General features: G+C 71.4%; 13 protein-coding genes. 7 read left to right on the forward strand and 6 right to left on the reverse strand.

The genetic code is table 11. The features are described from left to right. Positions 1-55 precede the first annotated feature (55 nt). The 4 genes from atzF to ACGFYN_RS08865 are packed head-to-tail and all read right to left on the reverse strand — an operon-like array spanning position 56 to position 6,745. Complete coding sequence (gene atzF, locus ACGFYN_RS08850; RefSeq protein WP_393865082.1) at positions 56-1,756, reverse strand: allophanate hydrolase; 1,701 nt, start codon at positions 1,754-1,756, stop codon at positions 56-58. Then, entirely contained in the window at positions 1,753-5,265 is a 3,513-nt protein-coding gene (locus tag ACGFYN_RS08855; RefSeq protein WP_393865083.1) for a 5-oxoprolinase/urea amidolyase family protein, read from the reverse strand. The genes atzF and ACGFYN_RS08855 overlap by 4 nt, the downstream gene beginning before the upstream one ends. Next, on the reverse strand, positions 5,262-5,924 hold the full coding sequence (locus tag ACGFYN_RS08860) for an urea amidolyase associated protein UAAP2 (protein WP_393865084.1): 663 nt from the start codon (positions 5,922-5,924) through the stop codon (positions 5,262-5,264). Before ACGFYN_RS08860 ends, ACGFYN_RS08855 begins: the two co-directional genes overlap by 4 nt. Continuing rightward, positions 5,921-6,745 carry an urea amidolyase associated protein UAAP1 gene (locus ACGFYN_RS08865; RefSeq protein ID WP_393865085.1) on the reverse strand — a complete coding sequence of 275 codons (825 nt, stop codon included), beginning with the start codon at positions 6,743-6,745 and terminating at the stop codon, positions 5,921-5,923. The genes ACGFYN_RS08860 and ACGFYN_RS08865 overlap by 4 nt, the downstream gene beginning before the upstream one ends. A gap of 202 nt (positions 6,746-6,947) precedes the next feature. Between ACGFYN_RS08865 and ACGFYN_RS08870 the strand changes: the two genes are divergently transcribed. The 6 genes from ACGFYN_RS08870 (at position 6,948) to ACGFYN_RS08895 (ending at position 12,474) form a co-directional block, all read left to right on the forward strand. Continuing rightward, positions 6,948-7,583 (forward strand): TetR/AcrR family transcriptional regulator, encoded by a 636-nt coding sequence (locus ACGFYN_RS08870; RefSeq protein WP_393865086.1) that lies wholly within the window; start codon positions 6,948-6,950, stop codon positions 7,581-7,583. Between the two features lie 248 nt (positions 7,584-7,831). Next, positions 7,832-9,424: a sensor histidine kinase gene (locus ACGFYN_RS08875; RefSeq protein WP_393865087.1), complete on the forward strand. Its 1,593-nt coding sequence runs from the start codon at positions 7,832-7,834 to the stop codon at positions 9,422-9,424. Continuing rightward, positions 9,421-9,828, forward strand: coding sequence for a roadblock/LC7 domain-containing protein (locus tag ACGFYN_RS08880; RefSeq protein WP_016434374.1), 408 nt, complete (start codon positions 9,421-9,423; stop codon positions 9,826-9,828). The genes ACGFYN_RS08875 and ACGFYN_RS08880 overlap by 4 nt, the downstream gene beginning before the upstream one ends. Continuing rightward, on the forward strand, positions 9,825-10,253 hold the full coding sequence (locus ACGFYN_RS08885; RefSeq protein WP_393865088.1) for a DUF742 domain-containing protein: 429 nt from the start codon (positions 9,825-9,827) through the stop codon (positions 10,251-10,253). The genes ACGFYN_RS08880 and ACGFYN_RS08885 overlap by 4 nt, the downstream gene beginning before the upstream one ends. Continuing rightward, positions 10,234-10,854, forward strand: coding sequence for an ATP/GTP-binding protein (locus ACGFYN_RS08890; protein WP_393865089.1), 621 nt, complete (start codon positions 10,234-10,236; stop codon positions 10,852-10,854). The genes ACGFYN_RS08885 and ACGFYN_RS08890 overlap by 20 nt, the downstream gene beginning before the upstream one ends. 144 nt (positions 10,855-10,998) lie before the next feature. After that, positions 10,999-12,474: a cytochrome P450 gene (locus tag ACGFYN_RS08895; RefSeq protein ID WP_393865090.1), complete on the forward strand. Its 1,476-nt coding sequence runs from the start codon at positions 10,999-11,001 to the stop codon at positions 12,472-12,474. Positions 12,475-12,531: 57 nt separating this feature from the next. Here ACGFYN_RS08895 and ACGFYN_RS08900 read toward each other — a convergent pair whose 3' ends face one another. Both ACGFYN_RS08900 and ACGFYN_RS08905 read right to left on the reverse strand, forming a co-directional pair. Then, positions 12,532-13,578: a hypothetical protein gene (locus ACGFYN_RS08900; protein ID WP_393865091.1), complete on the reverse strand. Its 1,047-nt coding sequence runs from the start codon at positions 13,576-13,578 to the stop codon at positions 12,532-12,534. Positions 13,579-14,217: 639 nt separating this feature from the next. Further along, positions 14,218-15,168, reverse strand: a complete 951-nt coding sequence (locus ACGFYN_RS08905; RefSeq protein ID WP_393865092.1) for an RluA family pseudouridine synthase — start codon at positions 15,166-15,168, stop codon at positions 14,218-14,220. Positions 15,169-15,236: 68 nt separating this feature from the next. Between ACGFYN_RS08905 and ACGFYN_RS08910 the strand changes: the two genes are divergently transcribed. Further along, positions 15,237-15,818, forward strand: coding sequence for a GNAT family N-acetyltransferase (locus ACGFYN_RS08910; protein ID WP_393865093.1), 582 nt, complete (start codon positions 15,237-15,239; stop codon positions 15,816-15,818). Positions 15,819-15,841 lie beyond the last annotated feature (23 nt).

The raw sequence follows: 15,841 nt of genomic DNA on the forward strand, positions 1-15,841 counted from the left end.
GTGTTGTCCGGCGGGTGCGGGTCTGTTGTGGCTGGTCGCGCAGTTCCCCGCGCCCCTACGACTCCTGCCCTGAGCGGTCGCTCAGATAGGCCCGCCAGCTGCGGTGATGTGTGATGTCCTCGGCGTTCTGCAAGGCGCTCGGTTCGCACAGGAAGCCGGGGGCCCGGGTGCCGTCCGCGAGTTCGACGGTGCCCAGGGCCATCGGGCGGGGAAGTGCCGCCAGCAGGCGGCCCAGGCCGGTCGCCGGCAGGTGCCAGATCTCCGTCTCGATCTCGGCTCCGCCCTCGCCCACGTACACCAGGCCGGGCTTGGGCGGCGTCGTCCGCAGCGCGTGCAGGCGGTAGACAGGGGCCGTTGTGGTCGTGCGGTCCAGATGGGCGCCCAGGGCGAGGAGCTGGGGGTTCAGGGGCTGGCCGGTCAGGTGTGCGCCCACCACGGCGAGCCGTGCCTCGGGCTGCAGCAGTCCGGCGATCCGGGCCAGGCGTTCGTCCGTGAAGGCCGGGCCGATCAGCATGACGCCGAAGGGGAGGGAGTTCACCTCGGCTGCCGGGACGGCCACCGCCGCCAGGTCGAAAAGGTTGGTGGAGTTGGTGAAGCGGCCGAGGCGGGCGTTGGTGGCGAGAGGGTCGGCGCTCACCTCGGCGAGGGTCGGGTGGCCGGTGGTGGTGGGAAGCAACAGGGCGTCCGCGTCGCCCAGTTCTTCCAGGGCCCGGGTGCGCAGGGCCGCCAGGCGGCCCATGTCCGTGAAGAGGCGGTGGGCCGGGATGTCGCGGGCGCGGGTGATGATGCCGGCGACCGTGGGGTCGAGCGTCGTGGTGGCCCCGCCTCCCCTGGCGATCAACTTGTCGACAAAGTCCCCTACCGCCGTGTAGCGCTCGGCGACGAACGCGCCGTCGTAGAGCATCGCCGACGCCTCGGTGAACGGGGTCAGGTCGAGGGTGCGTACGTCGGCGCCCGCCGCCTCGAGCTGCCGCACTGCCGCTTCGTATGCCTGCGCCCAGCCCTCGTCCAGCTCGCCCAGCTGTTCGCGTGGCGGGACCGCGATGCGCCACGGGCCCGGGGCGCGCCGGGGGAGTGCCGGCAGGTCCCGGGCCGGTGGAGCCGTCATGAAGGACAGTGCCTGCTCGGCTTCCGGGAGGGTGCGCGCGAACACCGTCACGCAGTCGAGAGAGGCGCAGGCCGGGACCACTCCGGCCGTCGGGACCAGGCCGCGGGTGGGTTTGAGGCCGACGATGCCGTTCAGGGCGGCCGGGACCCGGCCCGAGCCCGCGGTGTCGGTGCCGAGCGCGAGGTCGACGATGCCCAGGGCCACCGCCACGGCCGATCCCGAGCTGGAGCCGCCGCTGATGCGGGACGGATCGTGGGCGTTGCGGACGGCGCCGTAGGGCGAGCGCGTGCCCACCAGGCCCGTCGCGAACTGGTCCAGGTTCGTCGTGCCCAGCACGATCGCGCCCGCCGCGCGGAGCCGGGCGACGACCGGTGCGTCGCCCTCGGGCCGGTAGGCGTACGCCGGGCAGCCCGCCGTGGTGGCCAGGCCGGCCACGTCGATGTTGCCCTTGACCGCCAACAGGCGCCCCGCGAGCGGGAGCCGCTCACCCGCCGCCACACGTGCGTCGATCGTCCGGGCCTCCGCCTCGACCTGTGCCCGTGGGCGCAGACCGATCCAGATCTCGGGGCGGTCCACGGCCGCGATGCGGTCGTGGGCGGCGCGGACTCGGGTCACTGCGGACATCTCTCGCTCCTCGGTCTGTCTCACTGCGCCGCCGGGGCCAGGACCAGCAGTGCCGTCCCCGCCTCGACCTGGTCGCCCGGCCCGACCAGGATCTCCGTCACCACGCCGTCCGCCGGCGCGTGCACCCTGGACTCCATCTTCATCGCCTCCAGGGCCAGAAGGGATTGACCCGCCCTCACCCTGTCACCTGGCTTCACGTTCAACTGCCAGACGGAAGCCGCGAATTCGGCCTCGACGAGCCGGCCGCCCGGTGGGACCGTCACCTCTGCCGGGGGAGCGGGCGGCGCGGTCGCCGCGTCGGCGCGTGCGAACTCGCCCGCCGCCTCCCACGCGTCCCGCTCCGCCGCGAAGGCCGTCTGCTGCCGGGACCTGAACTCCCTGATGGAATCGGCGTTCTCGGTGAGGAACCTCTGATACCCGGCGAGTGAGAAGGTGCCCTCCTCGATGCGTGGCACGAAGCGGCCGGACGTGATGTCGGCGCGCAGTTCGAGGAGTTCGTCCGCGTCCACCGGATACCAGCGGATGCGGTCGAAGAAGCGAAGCAACCAGGGCGACCCGGGTTCGAACGCGCCGCGCTGCTGCCAGCCCGACCACACCTGGGTCGTACGGCCCACGAACTGGTAGCCGCCCGGGCCCTCCATGCCGTAGACGCACAGGTAGGCGCCGCCGATGCCGACCGAGTTCTCGGCCGTCCAGGTGCGTGCCGGGTTGTACTTCGTGGTGACCAGGCGGTGCCGCGGGTCCAGCGGGGTGGCGACCGGGGCGCCCAGGTAGACGTCGCCCAGGCCCAGGACGAGGTACTCCGCGTCGAAGACGGTGTCGTAGACGTCGTTCACCGACTCCAGGCCGTTGACCCGGCGGATGAACTCGATGTTCCAGGGGCACCAGGGCGCGTCGTCGCGGACGCCGGTCATGTAGCGGGCGATCGCCTCGCGGGTCGCCGGGTCGTCCCAGGAGAGGGGGAGGTGGACGGTGCGGGAGGGGACGACGAGTTCGTCCGTGGGCGGGAGCGCACCCGTGATCTGCCGTATCCGGAGCAGGAGTTCGTGCTGCGGCAGACGGCCGGGGTCCGTCCGGATCTGCAGGGAGCGGATGCCGGGGGTGAGGTCGGTGACGCCGTCGACGGCGGCCGCGGTGACCGCCTCCATCAGCGCGTGGACGCGCATGCGGAGCGCCAGGTCGAGCTGCATGGGCCCGAACTCGACCAGCAGGTTGTCGTCGCCGCTGCGGCGGAAGGTGATGTCGCCGTCCCGGGCCAGCACGCCGCCGTCCACGACGGCCGGGCGCGGCGAGCCGTCGACGGCCACCGGTGTGAAGCGCACCGTGTCGCCCGGCCGGAGCTGGCCGAGCTTCCAGCGCTCGCCGCTCAGCACGGTCGCCGGGCAGACGAACCCGCCGAGCGAGGGGCCGTCCGGGCCGAGCAGCACGGGCATGTCGCCGGTGTAGTCGACGGCGCCGACGGAGTACGGCGTGTCGTGGATGTTGGACGGGTGCAGCCCCGCCTCGCCGCCGTCCGCGCGCGCCCAGCGCGGCTTGGGCCCGACCAGCCGTACGCCGGTGCGCGCCGAGTTGAAGTGGACCTTCCAGGCGGCGGCGTAGAAGTCGTGGATGTCCTCCGCGGTGAAGAACTCCGGTGCGGCGTGCGGGCCTTCCACGGCGCCGACGTGCCACACGGCGCCGAAGGCCGGACGGTTCTCGCGGGGCACCGGGGCGCCCTCGGTGACCGCGCCTCCGTGCAGTACGTCGCCCGTACGCAGCGCCCGGCCGCCGTGCCCACCGAAGCGGCCCAGCGTGAAGGTGCTCGCGCTGCCCAGGAAGTCCGGCACGTCCAGGCCGCCGGCGACGAGTAGGTAGGTGCGCAGACCGTGCTCGGACGGTGCGCCGATCCGCAGGACTGCGCCCGCGGGCACCGTCACCGGTTCCCACTGGGCGACCGGGGCGCCGTCGACGGTGACCTCGGCCGCGGCGCCCGTCACGCACACGGTCGTGGGGTGGGTGAATCTCAACGCCGGGCCCCGCAGGGTGCATTCGAGCCCCGGCGCGCCCTCGTCGTTGCCGAGCGCGCGGTTGCCGAGCCGGAAGGACAGGTCGTCCATCGGCCCGCACGGCGGCACGCCGACCTGCCAGTGGCCGGTGCGGCCGGGCCAGTCCTGCACGGTGGTCAGGGTGCCGCCGGAGACGACCTCGATCCGCGAGGTCGGGTCGCAGACGGAGGCGAGCGTCGCCGTGGAGTGCGCGGCCGCGGCGAAGTCCCTTTCGGCGAGCGCCGCGCGCACCAGGCCCAGGTTGGTCTCGATGCCGTCGACACGGGTGCGGGACAGCGCCTCGTCCAGCCGGCGCAGGGCATGGGCGCGGTCGGGGCCGTACGCGATCACCTTGGCGAGCAGCGGGTCGTACGCCGTCGTCACCTCGGTGCCGGTCTCCACCCAGCCGTCGACGCGGACGCCCGGCGGGAACTCGACCCGCGTCAACAGGCCCGCGCCGGGGCGGTGTTCGCGCGAAGGATCCTCGGCGTAGAGGCGGGCCTCGACGGCGTGGCCGCGCGGGGCGCCCGGTTCGCGGACGACGTCCGTCTCGCCGCGCGCCAGGCGCAGCATCCAGGCGACGAGGTCGATGCCGTAGATCTCCTCGGTGACCGGATGCTCCACCTGGAGACGGGTGTTGACCTCCAGGAAGTACACCTCCTCGCGCGCGGCGTCGTAGACGAACTCGACGGTTCCCGCCGAGCGGTAACCGACGGACGCGCACAAGTCGCGTGCGGACGCGGCGAGTTGCTTGCGCACGTAGGGCGGGAGGCTCGGGGCCGGTGCCTCCTCCACGACCTTCTGGTTGCGGCGCTGGAGGGAGCAGTCGCGGTCGCCGAGAGTGACGACCCTGCCCGTGCCGTCGCCGAAGACCTGCACCTCGACATGGCGGGCGTGCTCGACGAGCCGCTCCAGGAAGACGCCGGCGGAGGAGAAGGAGGCGGCTGTGACGCGCTGCACCCGCTCCCAGGCGCCGGTCAGTTCGGCCACGGACCGGCAGGCCGACATGCCGATACCGCCGCCACCGCCGGTCGCCTTGAGCATGACCGGGTAGCCGATGCGCTCGGCGGCCGCCACGGCGGAGGCCGGATCCGGGAGCAGGCTCGTTCCCGGCGCCAGCGGCACCCCCGCCGCCTCGGCCGCCGCTCGCGCCGTGTGCTTGGCGCCGAACAGCTCCAGCTGCCCGGGTGTCGGACCTACGAACACGATCCCGGCGTCCTCGCAGCGGCGGGCGAAGGCGGCGTCCTCCGAGAGGAAGCCGTAGCCGGGGTGGATCGCGCCCGCGCCGCTGTCCTTGGCCGCCTTCAGGACCAGGTCGGCGTCGAGGTACGACTCCTTCGCGGGCGCCGGGCCGAGCCGTACCGCCTCGTCGGCGAGCCGGACGTGGGGCGCGGCACGGTCCGGGTCGGAGTACACGGCGACCGTGCGCAGGCCGAGTTCGCGGGCGGTGCGGATGATTCGGACCGCTATCTCGCCCCGGTTGGCGACGAGCAGGGTGTCGAAGGTCATGCGGCGTCCCCCGGAGCTGCGGCTTCGGCGTCCCCCGGCGCGGCGGCCTGGATCGTCATCCGCACCGCCGTCGGCTCGAAGCCGTTGCAAGGGTTGTTGATCTGGGGGCAGTTGGAGACCAGCACCAGCGCGTCGCGTTCCGCGCGCAGGGTCAGCTTCAGGCCGGGCGCCGAGATGCCGTCGACGATGCCGAGGGTGCCGTCCTTCTCGACCGGCACGTTCATGTACCAGTTGATGTTGGAGACGAGGTCGCGCTTGCCGAGGCCGTAACGGGCGCCCTCAGCAAGGAAGTTGTCCACGCACGCGTGCTGCGACCAGGTGTGGTGGCCGTACCGGAGCGTGTTCGACTCCTTGGAGCAGGCGCCGCCGAGCGTGTCGTGCCGGCCCACCTCGTCGTCCACGACCGTCATCAGCGGGGATTGCTCGTTGCTCATGAGCACGCTGCCCGTGGTGAGGAAGATGCTGCCCTGGGCCTGGATGGTGTCGGGGGCGCTGTAGCGCACGGACGTGTCGTGGGCGTCGTAGGCGAGGAAGTCGACGGCCTGGTTGCCGTGCAGGTCGGTGATGGTCAGTGTGTGGCCGGCGGGGACCACGGACGACCAGGCGGCCCGGGCCGGAACGACGGCCGTGCGCACGTCCGTTGGTGCGCTCGTGCTCATGCGAGCCCCCTCGCGGCAAGATATTCGGCGGTGTTGAGGAAGGCGCGGCGGCCCTCGGGAGTCGCTTGCCACAGCGGGTCGCCCGGACCGGTCGGCGCGGCGCGCCAGGCGAGGACCTCCAGCGGGGTGCTGACGTATGCGGGGCGCGGGTCCACGGGATGCGGGACGTTGGCGATCAGGACGGTCAGGTCCTGCTCGGCGCGGAGGGTGACGCTGCCGCCGGGCCCGGTGGAGCCGGTGAACTCCAGGGCGCCGTCCTCGCGCACCTCGACGCCCTGGAAGAACGACAGCGACGGCGGCAGGTCGCGCGGCTCCAGGCCGTTCTTCGCGGCCGCCAGCTTCAGCAGCTCGCGGCCCGCGGGGGAGGCGGACTGCGGGGCGCCGGCGCCGTACCGCTCGGTGTTGCGTACGAGGGTGGAGGTGCCGCACAGCGCGTCGTGCCGCCCGGAGGTGTCGGCGACGACGGAGGCCAGCACCCGGCCCTGGTCGGACAGCAGGAGACGGCCCTCGCCGAGATACGCGTTCCACTGCACCTTCACCGTGTCGGCGACGTTCAGCCGCTCCCAGGGCCGGTCGGCCACGTGCAGCAGCAGATGGGCGCAGGCGTCGCCGTGCGGGTCGGTCAGGCGCAGCTCGGTGCCGCGGGCCAGCACCCGGTGGGTGTAGTTGCCGCCCGCGACGGTCTCGGCCCACACCAGGTGGCCCGCCGCGCAGGGCGGGTCGGGCCAGTCGGCGGCCGGGACGACGGGCATGGCCTCGGCACGGGCGCCCTCCTGGGCGCGTGCGTGGTCGCGGGCTCCGTAAGTGGTGGCTGTCGCCATCGCGGGACCTCCGGCTCCGGGGTGACTGCCGGGCGGGCGGCCCGGCAATTTCTGTCGCGCGACAGAAATTAGGAGGCGGGCGGGTCACGGGCGTTGCCCGCGCGTTGCCGGCCCGTTACCGAGCCCTCACGAGGACCGCCGTCCCGGCTGCGCGGGGATCGGCGAAGATCGCCCGGGCCGGCCGTGTGCGAGGATCGAACGCATGGGAACGCCGGATGCAGGAGGCGGCCGCCGGGTCGGCCGGCCACGGGCGGCGCAGCGGCCGGACAGCGGACTGCAGCCGCGCGACGAACTGCTCACGGCCGCCGCCGAGTTGTTCACCACCCGCGGCTACGCGGCCACCACCACCCGCGCGGTCGCCGAGCGCGCGGGCATGCGGCAGGCCTCGATGTACCACTACGTCTCCGGCAAGGAGGAACTCCTCGCCGCCCTGCTGGAGTCCACGGTCACGCCCTCGCTGGGGTACGCCCGGCGGCTCCTGGCCGACGACTCGGCCCCGCCGGAGAAGCGGCTGTGGCAGCTGTGCCGGCAGGACGTGGAGCTGCTGTGCGGCGGCCCGTACAATCTCGGCGGCCTCTATCTGCTGCCCGAGGTGCGTGCCGAGCGGTTCGCCGGCTTCCACGCCGTACGCGGTGAACTCAAGGACGCCTACGGCCAGTTGCTCGCCGCCACGGCCGCCGGGAGCGCGCTCGCCAAGAGCGAGCTGGGGCTGCGGACGGACCTGGTGTTCGGTCTGATCGAGGGCGTGATCCTGGTGCGCCGCTCCGATCCCGAGCGCCCGGTGCGGGCGTTCGCCGAGGCCACCGCGGACGCGGCCCTGCGGATCGCCGGAATCTGATCTTCACCCGTCACGGTGAGTGTTCTCGTACGGCCGTACGTCGTGACGTACGGTGTTCGAGTGGTCTCTGAGCGTGTAAATGGGCCGAGGGTACTCCTCGGGTGTGGCCCGTTTCAGGCGCTTGCTGAATATGACACGGCGATGATCCGGTCGGACTAAGCTCGCCCGCAGCGCACCGAGTTGATGTGTATTCGTGCGCTTGTTCCCTATATGTGCGACTCCCCGTCGATTCGTCTCAGAGGGCCTACATGGTGAGTGTCCAATCCCCTCCCCGGCGCCGTGAACTCCCCTATGCGCGTGTGCTGTTGCTGCCTGCCATAGCGATGGCCGCGGCGACCGGTGCAGCCACCGCGGCGGTGACCGTGCCGGCCCGGGCGGCCGTCGTCTGGTGCGGTGTCGTCGCCACGCTGCTCGTGATCGCGACAGCGGCCGAAGCGGTCCGGCGCGGCCGTACCCTGCACACCGTGCGCGAGGAGAGCGCCCGTCACACTGCGTATCTGGAACGGCGCGTGGCCGGCCATGAGCAGGAGATGCACCGCCTCGCGCACGAGATCGCCCCGACCGCCATCTACTACCTGCGCGGCGGGAATTCCCCCGGAGAGGTGATTCGCCAACTCGGCGACATCGACCCCTCCTACCGCGAACTCCCCGTGGCCCAGGTGGCACTGCTCAAGCGCGTGCTCGACATCGTCGACACCGAGGAAGCCATGCGGGACTCCTCGCAGCGCTCCTTCGTCAGCATCGCCCGGCGCGTGCAGGCCATCGTCCACCAGCAGGCCAAGGAACTCCGGGAGATGGAGGAGGACCACGGCCGCAACCCCGAGGTCTTCGACGACCTGCTGCGCATCGACCACGGCACCGCGCTGATCGGCCGGCTCGCCGACTCGATCTCCGTGCTCGGCGGCGGCCGCCCCGGCCGCCAGTGGCCGCAGCCCGTCCCGCTGTACAGCGTGCTGCGCGGCGCCATGTCCCGCATCCTGGAGTACCGGCGCATCTCGCTGGACAACATCGCCAAGGTCAACGTCCGCGGCATCTCCGTCGAGCCGGTCATCCACGCCTGCGCCGAGCTCCTCGACAACGCCACGCGCTACTCGCCCCCGCAGACCAAGGTGCACGTCACCGCCACCGAGGTGCAGACCGGCATCGCCATCGAGATCGAGGACGCCGGCGTCAGCCTCAGCGAGGAGGCCCGCGCCCGGGCCGAGGGCATGCTGGAGCGCGCCCAGGCCGGTGTCGACCTCCAGGACCTCGGCGAGTCCCCGCGCCTCGGCCTCGCCGTCGTGGGGCGCCTGTGCAAGACGTACGACATGCAGATCTCGCTGCGCGCCTCGGCGTACGGCGGAGTCCGCGCCGTCCTCGTCGTGCCGCGCGTGATGATGACCAGCGACCCCGCGCCCGGCCTCGCCCACGGTGTCGGCGCGACCGCCGCACCCAAGCTCGAGATCGGCGGAATCGAGGGTCCCAAGCGCGCGCCCAAGCGGCGGCGTCCCACCAGTCCGCGCATCCCCGCCGGTGTGTCCATGGAGGACGAGGTCCCCGAGGTCACCGAATGGACCGCCGGTGGTCTCCCGCAGCGCCGCAGCCGGGTCAAGGTCCCGCTCAGCCAGCGGCTCGCCGAACAGGCCGCGGCCGAGGAGGCGGAGCGGGAGGCGCAGGCGGCCCGGCCCTCCTGGGCGGCGCCCGCGCCCGAGCCCGAGCCGGAGGAGAAGGAGCCCGAACCGGGGCTCTGGGTCGAGGCGTTCTGGGAGGGGCTCAAGGGCGACCCGGACCCGACCGCATTCACCCAGCCGACCACAGAGCCGGCCCGCATCGAGGCCGACGACGAGAGGGACCACAAGTGATCCAGCAGCGAGCCAACTTCGACTGGATGCTCAAGGATCTCGCCGACGGAGTACCGGGCATCGAGATGATCGTTGTGCTCTCCGCCGACGGCCTGCGCATCGCTCGCTACGGGGGAGATCCGGATGCCGCCGACCGCGTCGCCGCGGCCTGTGCGGGACTGCAGAGCCTGGCGGGTGCCGTCGCGCACGAGATTCCCGGCAGCGACGGCCGGATGAAGCTGGTCATCATCGAGATCAACGGCGGCTACTTCTATCTGATGGCCGCCGGGGCCAACGCCTATCTCGCCGTCCTCTCCGACGTGGTCGCCGAACCCGGCCTGATGAGCAACCGCATGCGCGACCTCGTCGTACGCATCGGAGCCCATCTCACCAGCCCGCCCCGCCGCAACGGGCAGACCGTATGACTCCTCCGCAACGCCGACGGCGATATCCAGGTCGGGAAGCCGCGGAACCTCCCCCGAAACCGAAACCGAAACCGGCCCCGAAACCCGGCAAAGAGGGCGACGCCAAGGCCCCGGAGCGGCTCTATGTGGTCGCCGGACCGGACGGCGAGCGCGCGGACATCGACCTGGTCACGTTAATCGTGGCGCGCGCCGACCCACCGCCCTCGGCCACCCCGGAGCAGACCGCGATGCTCCGGCTCTGCACGGCACCCCTCTCGGTGGCCGAGCTCTCGGCCTATCTGAGCCTGCCGTTCAGTGTGGTGACCGTGCTGCTCACCGACATGCTGGCGGCAGAGCTGGTGCAGGCGCGCGCCCCCATCGTCCGGCAGGCGCTCCCCGACCGTTCCCTCCTCGAAGCGGTGATGCATGGACTTCAAAGGCTCTGACACCATCCCCGGACCACGCACAGAGGATCATCTGCCGCACACGGCGCAGGCCGCGGTGAAGATCGTGATCGTGGGCGGCTTCGGAGTCGGCAAGACGACGATGGTCCGCTCGGTCAGCGAGATCAGGCCGCTGACCACCGAGGAGACCATGACGCAGGCCGGCGTCGGGGTGGACGACAACTACGGCTCCGACACCAAGACGGCCACCACCGTGGCGATGGACTTCGGCCGGATCAGCATCACCGAACAGCTGGTGCTCTACCTCTTCGGCACCCCGGGCCAGGAGCGCTTCTGGTTCCTGTGGAACGGTCTGTTCGAGGGTGCGCTCGGCGCGGTGGTGCTGATCGACACCCGCCGGCTGGAGGTCAGCTTCGATGTCATAGGACGCCTGGAGGAGCGCGGTGTGCCGTTCGTGGTCGCCGTCAACTCCTTCCCGGACGCGCCCCGTTACCCCATCGCCGACCTGCGCAGCGCCCTCGACCTGCCCGCGGAGATCCCGATCATCGAGTGCGACGCGCGCCGCCGGGCCTCCAGCCGCGACGTCCTGATGACACTGCTGCGCTTCCTGCACTCGCTGGCGAGGGCGAAGGCGGCCACGTAGGCCCGCACACGTCTCGGCCCTTGTGACCGCACCGGCCTCCGCCCCCGCCCGGCGTACGACCACCCCCAACACCTCCAGAACGTCACCCCCAGAACGTCACCTTCAGAACCTCACCTTCAGAACTTCAGCTTCGGAGCGATCACCGTGACGCCTGAACACCTCTCCCCGACCGGTACGGACGAACCCCTGGCCGGCCCGCCCCCCGGCTGCCCCGCCCACGGCATCGGCCCCGGCGGGCTGCGCCGGCTGTACGGCCCCGAGGCGGAGAACCTGGGAGCCGTCTACGAGAAGCTCCGCGACGAACACGGTCCCGTGGCACCGGCGCTGCTGCACGAGGACGTGCCGATCTGGGTGGTGCTGGGGCACAGCGAGAACTTGCACATGGTGAGTACGCCCTCGCAGTTCTGCCGTGACACCCGGCAGTGGACCGCCCTCCAGGACGGCACGATCAAGCCGGATCACCCGCTCATGCCGCTCATCGCCTGGCAGCCCATCTGCTGCCACGCCGAGGGCGACGAGCATCTGCGTCTGCGCGGCGCGGTCACGGGCGCCATGTCGACCATCAACCACCGGGGTATCCGCCGCCATATCAACCGCGCGACCCAGCACCTCGTCAACCAGTTCTGCGAGGAGGGCAGGGCCGACCTGGTCAGCCAGTTCGCCGAGCATCTGCCGATGGCGGTGATGTGCCAGATCCTCGGGATGCCGGACGAGTACAACGACCGGATCGTGCACGCCGCCCGCGACATGCTCAAGGGCACCGAGACGTCCATCGCGAGCAACGCCTACATCATGGACGTCCTGATGAGGCTCACCGCCCGCCGCCGGGCCGAGCCCGAGGACGACTTCACCAGCCACTTGATCAACCACTCGGCCCGGCTCAACGACGAGGAGGTCGGCCAGCATCTGCGCGTCGTCCTGATGGCGGCGTACGAGGCCACGGCCAACCTCCTCGCCAACGTGCTGCGGCTGGTGTTCACGGACCCGGGATTCCGCGCCCAGCTGAACGGCGGCCAGATGACGGTGCCCCAGGCGGTCGAGCAGTCGCTGTGGGACGAGCCGCCCTTCAGCACCCAACTCGCCTACATCGCCAAGCAGAACACCGAACTGGGCGGCCAGCGCATCCGCAAGGGTGACGGTCTCCTTCTCGGCATCGCGCCCGGCAACGTCGATCCGCGCGTCCGGCCCGACCTGTCGGCCAACATGATGGGCAACCGGTCCCACCTCGCCTTCAGCGGCGGCCCGCACGAGTGCCCGGGCCAGGACATCGGGCGCGCCATCGCGGACGTCGGCGTCGACGCGCTGCTGAACCGCCTTCCCGACATCCAGCTCGACTGCGACGAGGACGAGTTGCACTGGCGGGCGTCCATCTCGAACCGGCACCTGGTGGAACTGCCGGTCCGCTTCGACCCGAGGCCTCAGCAGGACGTGACGGCGAGGCCCAGCCCCACCTCCGTTCCGGCGCAGCGCACCGACTGGCAGGTCGGCATCGCGCAGCCCGATCCGGCCGCCGCCCCAGCGCCCCGGCCGGCGCCGCCCCAGCAGGCCCCACCGGCACCCGAGCCGGTCCGTCCGCTGGGCGCCTGGCGCCGCCTGCTGCGCTGGTGGCGAGGCTACTGACCGACGCGCTTCGGTGAACTTCGGTGCCCGCTCGACCAGTTGCGGCGGGCGCCGGAGTCAGGCGGCGGACCGGTATCGCTCGGTGCTCTGGTGCCAGTGGTAGGAGCCCGCCGCCCAGCCCTGGATGGCCCGGGCGTGCCGGAGCACGGCGTGCTGGGTGGCCTGATCCGTACGCAGATCGCGCAGTGCCTGCGGGAGGTCGGACCGCACGGTCTCGGCGAGTGTCCTCACCCGTCCCGTCAGGATGCGGTCGACGATGGATACCGCCTCGTGGAGCGGGATGTCGTACAGCTCCTGCGCCACGTGCACGATGTTGTTCCTGGCCGCGTCCTCGCGGACCTCCTTGGGGTAGGACACGATGTCGTTGTGCAGGTCGACCGTGTCCCGGAACGCGTTGATCAGCACCGTGAAGGGGCGGGTCGCGCGGATCTCCTCGGTTATCTCCCATCCCAGCGAGTGCTCCATCAGCAGCGCGCTGCACCCGGCCGCCCCGAAGTCGCGGCGCATCTCCGTCTGCTCGATGAGATCGGGGTATCGCCCGCGTGTGAGGTTGTCCGCCTCCCACAGGGACGCGTCCAGGAACTGCCGTACGGACCTGGTGTACAGAACCCGCCACGAGCGTGACGCCTCGGGCGCGGTGCGCTGCCACAGGTCCAGCAGTGCGCCTTCCAGCGGGTGCTGCGGGACCGGGCCCGAGTCGTACGCCGTGACCGGCAGGAAGCTCATCAGCCGCTCGATGCGGTCCAGGATGCGCTCACGGCTGCCGAGAGCTTCGCACCAGGGAAGGAAGACGTCGTCGAGGCACCAGATGACGCTGTGCCAGCTGGACAGCAGCTCCAATTCCCGGGCGGAGGCGTGCGGGTAGGTCAGCGCCGTGAACAGGGTGAAGTCCGCCCGGTCGAAGACCTCGGCGCTCCACCCGCCGTGATGCGAATCGGTGTGTTGTGGTTCGAGCAGGCCCATCGACCATGCCCAGGCGCGGACCCGAGGCCGGACGTACTCCAGATGCGGGTTCACCGTGGCCTTGAACGGCATGTAGAACGCGGGAAGTTGGAAGGTGTCCAGCACGGTTGCCTCCTGTGTGGTGACGGTGTCCTTCTCCACCGCACGAACTGGGCCTGCTGACGGAACCGGCCGAACGAGTCCTTGCCAACTGCGTGCCGAGCGCCGCATTGCACAGATCCATGGAGAGGCGGTCGCCGATGGCGCCGGCCATGAGCCATGGTGGGGCACTGGGTCTTATTCGCTGTTCCGAGCAGCCATGACGGCGGTCTCAATGGGAACTTCCGGTGTTACCTCGGAATACGACCCCGGCCCGCATGTCCGGTGAGTAATTCGGCTTTATCCGGTGTCACGCTGCATAAGTGGCGCGATCGACGCGGAAGTTCCTGAATTCCGCGGGTACCTGACGGACGCTCCGATGTCTCGTGCGCCGAGCCGTTCCAAGCCGACATGTCCGGGGTTGCTACCGCGAACTCAACGCGACTTGATGCCATGACTCGAGCCTCCGCAAGAACGTCCTACTTCTGGCTGTACTCCCAGCGTGCGTGCGTACTCGGTGCTCGTGAAGGAGCGTAAGAGGAGCGTATGACGGCACACGAGGGGCGCACTTGGTTGAAATGTTGTCATGTGTGGCATCGATCCGAAAGTGTTGGTTCTGATTCGTTCATAGCTGTACGAGTGAACTGGTGGGAATCGAGCGTTACTTGTCACCTTCGGAGATCGAAGTCCCCGGGTTCGCGGTCAGAGACCGGCCCACTCCTCGTACGCCCCCCAGGCCCCCAGCACCCGTCCGCTCCGGAACCGGTGCTCCACCCCCGTGACCGGATCCGTGAACGCGAGGGCGCGGGCCAGTAGTTGTAGGGGGCGCCGGAAGTCGCCGGGTGGTACAACGGCGGTCACCACGGGGTAGAGGGGGTCGCCGAGGATGGGTACGCCGAGTGTGTTCATGTGGACGCGCAGCTGGTGGGTCTGGCCGGTGCTCGGGAGCAGCCGGTAACGCGCGGGTCCGCCGGGGCGGTGTTCCGTCAGCTCGACACGGCTGACGGCGTTCGGCTCGCCCTCCACCTCGTACGCGGCGAGCACCCCGCGCTCCTTCACGATGCGGCTGCGCACGGTGCGGGGGAGGGCGAGGCCGGGATCGTACGGGGCCACCGCCTCGTACTCCTTGCGGACCCGCTTGTCGCGAAACAGCGACTGGTACGCGCCGCGTTCCTCCGGGCGCACCGTGAACAGCACCAGCCCGGCGGTGAGCCGGTCCAGCCGGTGCGCGGCGCCCAGGGCCGGGATGTCCAGCTCCCGGCGCAGCCGTGCGAGCGCGCTCTCGGTGACATGGCTGCCGCGCGGGGTGGTGGCCAGGAAGTGCGGCTTGTCGACGACGACGATGTGCTCGTCGCGATGGACGACCTCCAGCGGGAAGGGCACCGGTACCTCGGCGGGCACCTCCCGGTGGAACCACACGAACATGCCGGGTTCGTACGCCGCGTCGGGCGCCACGGCCCGCCCGTCGGCCCCGACGACCTTCCCTGCGGCGAACATCCCCTCGACGACGCCGGCGCCCGCGCCGCTCAGCCGCTCGACCAGGTACTCCCGCGCGGTGGCCCACGGCCCTTCGAGGGGCAGCCGCACCCGCACCGGATCGATCCCCAGCCGCTGCGGCAGGGGTGAGGGCGGAGCGTGCGGCTTTCGTCTCATCACGATCAAGACTACGGCGCCGGAAAACCCGTTGGGACCGGCCGCGCCCCGCGTGCAGGATGCGGACCATGCCGTACACCACCAGCCCCGTCCTGCCCGCCGGAACCCTCCGCCGCTCGCCGCAGCCCGTGCTGGCCTCCGGGGACGGGCTGGTCCTGCGCCCTTGGCGCATCGAGGACGCGTCCGCCGTGCACGAGGCCTTCCAGGACCCGCTGATGCACCAGTGGCACCTGATGACCAGCGGCTCGCAGGCCGAGGCCGCCGGCTGGGTCGAGGGGTGGCTCACGGAGTGGGAGGGGGAGCGCATCGCGCAGTGGGCCGTGGCCGACGCCGAGAGCGACCTGCTGCTGGGACGGGTGGCGCTGCGCGACATCGTGCTCGTCGACGGCCTGGCGAAGATCGCGTACTGGACCACGGCGGCGGCCCGCGGCCGGGGCGTGGCCGCCCGCGCGACGGCCACGATCACCCGCTGGGCCTTCGAGGAGATCGGCTTCCACCGCCTGGAGCTCCTGCACGCCGGCGCCAACCACGCCTCCTGCCGCGTCGCCGCGAAGGCGGGCTTCGCGCTGGAGGGCGTGAAACGCAGCGCCTTTCTCCACCCCGACGGCTGGCACGACATGCACCTGCACGCCCGCCTCCGCGGCGACTGACGAGGGCGCCGGCGTACGGGACC

It is taken from the genome of Streptomyces sp. NPDC048419 (assembly GCF_043200415.1).
GTDB lineage: Bacteria > Actinomycetota > Actinomycetes > Streptomycetales > Streptomycetaceae > Streptomyces.

Coding starts and splice junctions, on each gene's coding strand:
- ACGFYN_RS08855 (WP_393865083.1), bottom strand. CDS start 5,265: ATGACCTTCGACACCCTGCTCGTCGCCAACCGGGGCGAGATAGCGGTC.
- ACGFYN_RS08860 (WP_393865084.1), bottom strand. CDS start 5,924: ATGAGCACGAGCGCACCAACGGACGTGCGCACGGCCGTCGTTCCGGCC.
- ACGFYN_RS08865 (WP_393865085.1), bottom strand. CDS start 6,745: ATGGCGACAGCCACCACTTACGGAGCCCGCGACCACGCACGCGCCCAG.
- ACGFYN_RS08870 (WP_393865086.1), top strand. CDS start 6,948: ATGGGAACGCCGGATGCAGGAGGCGGCCGCCGGGTCGGCCGGCCACGG.
- ACGFYN_RS08875 (WP_393865087.1), top strand. CDS start 7,832: ATGGTGAGTGTCCAATCCCCTCCCCGGCGCCGTGAACTCCCCTATGCG.
- ACGFYN_RS08885 (WP_393865088.1), top strand. CDS start 9,825: ATGACTCCTCCGCAACGCCGACGGCGATATCCAGGTCGGGAAGCCGCG.
- ACGFYN_RS08890 (WP_393865089.1), top strand. CDS start 10,234: ATGGACTTCAAAGGCTCTGACACCATCCCCGGACCACGCACAGAGGAT.
- ACGFYN_RS08905 (WP_393865092.1), bottom strand. CDS start 15,168: ATGAGACGAAAGCCGCACGCTCCGCCCTCACCCCTGCCGCAGCGGCTG.
- ACGFYN_RS08910 (WP_393865093.1), top strand. CDS start 15,237: ATGCCGTACACCACCAGCCCCGTCCTGCCCGCCGGAACCCTCCGCCGC.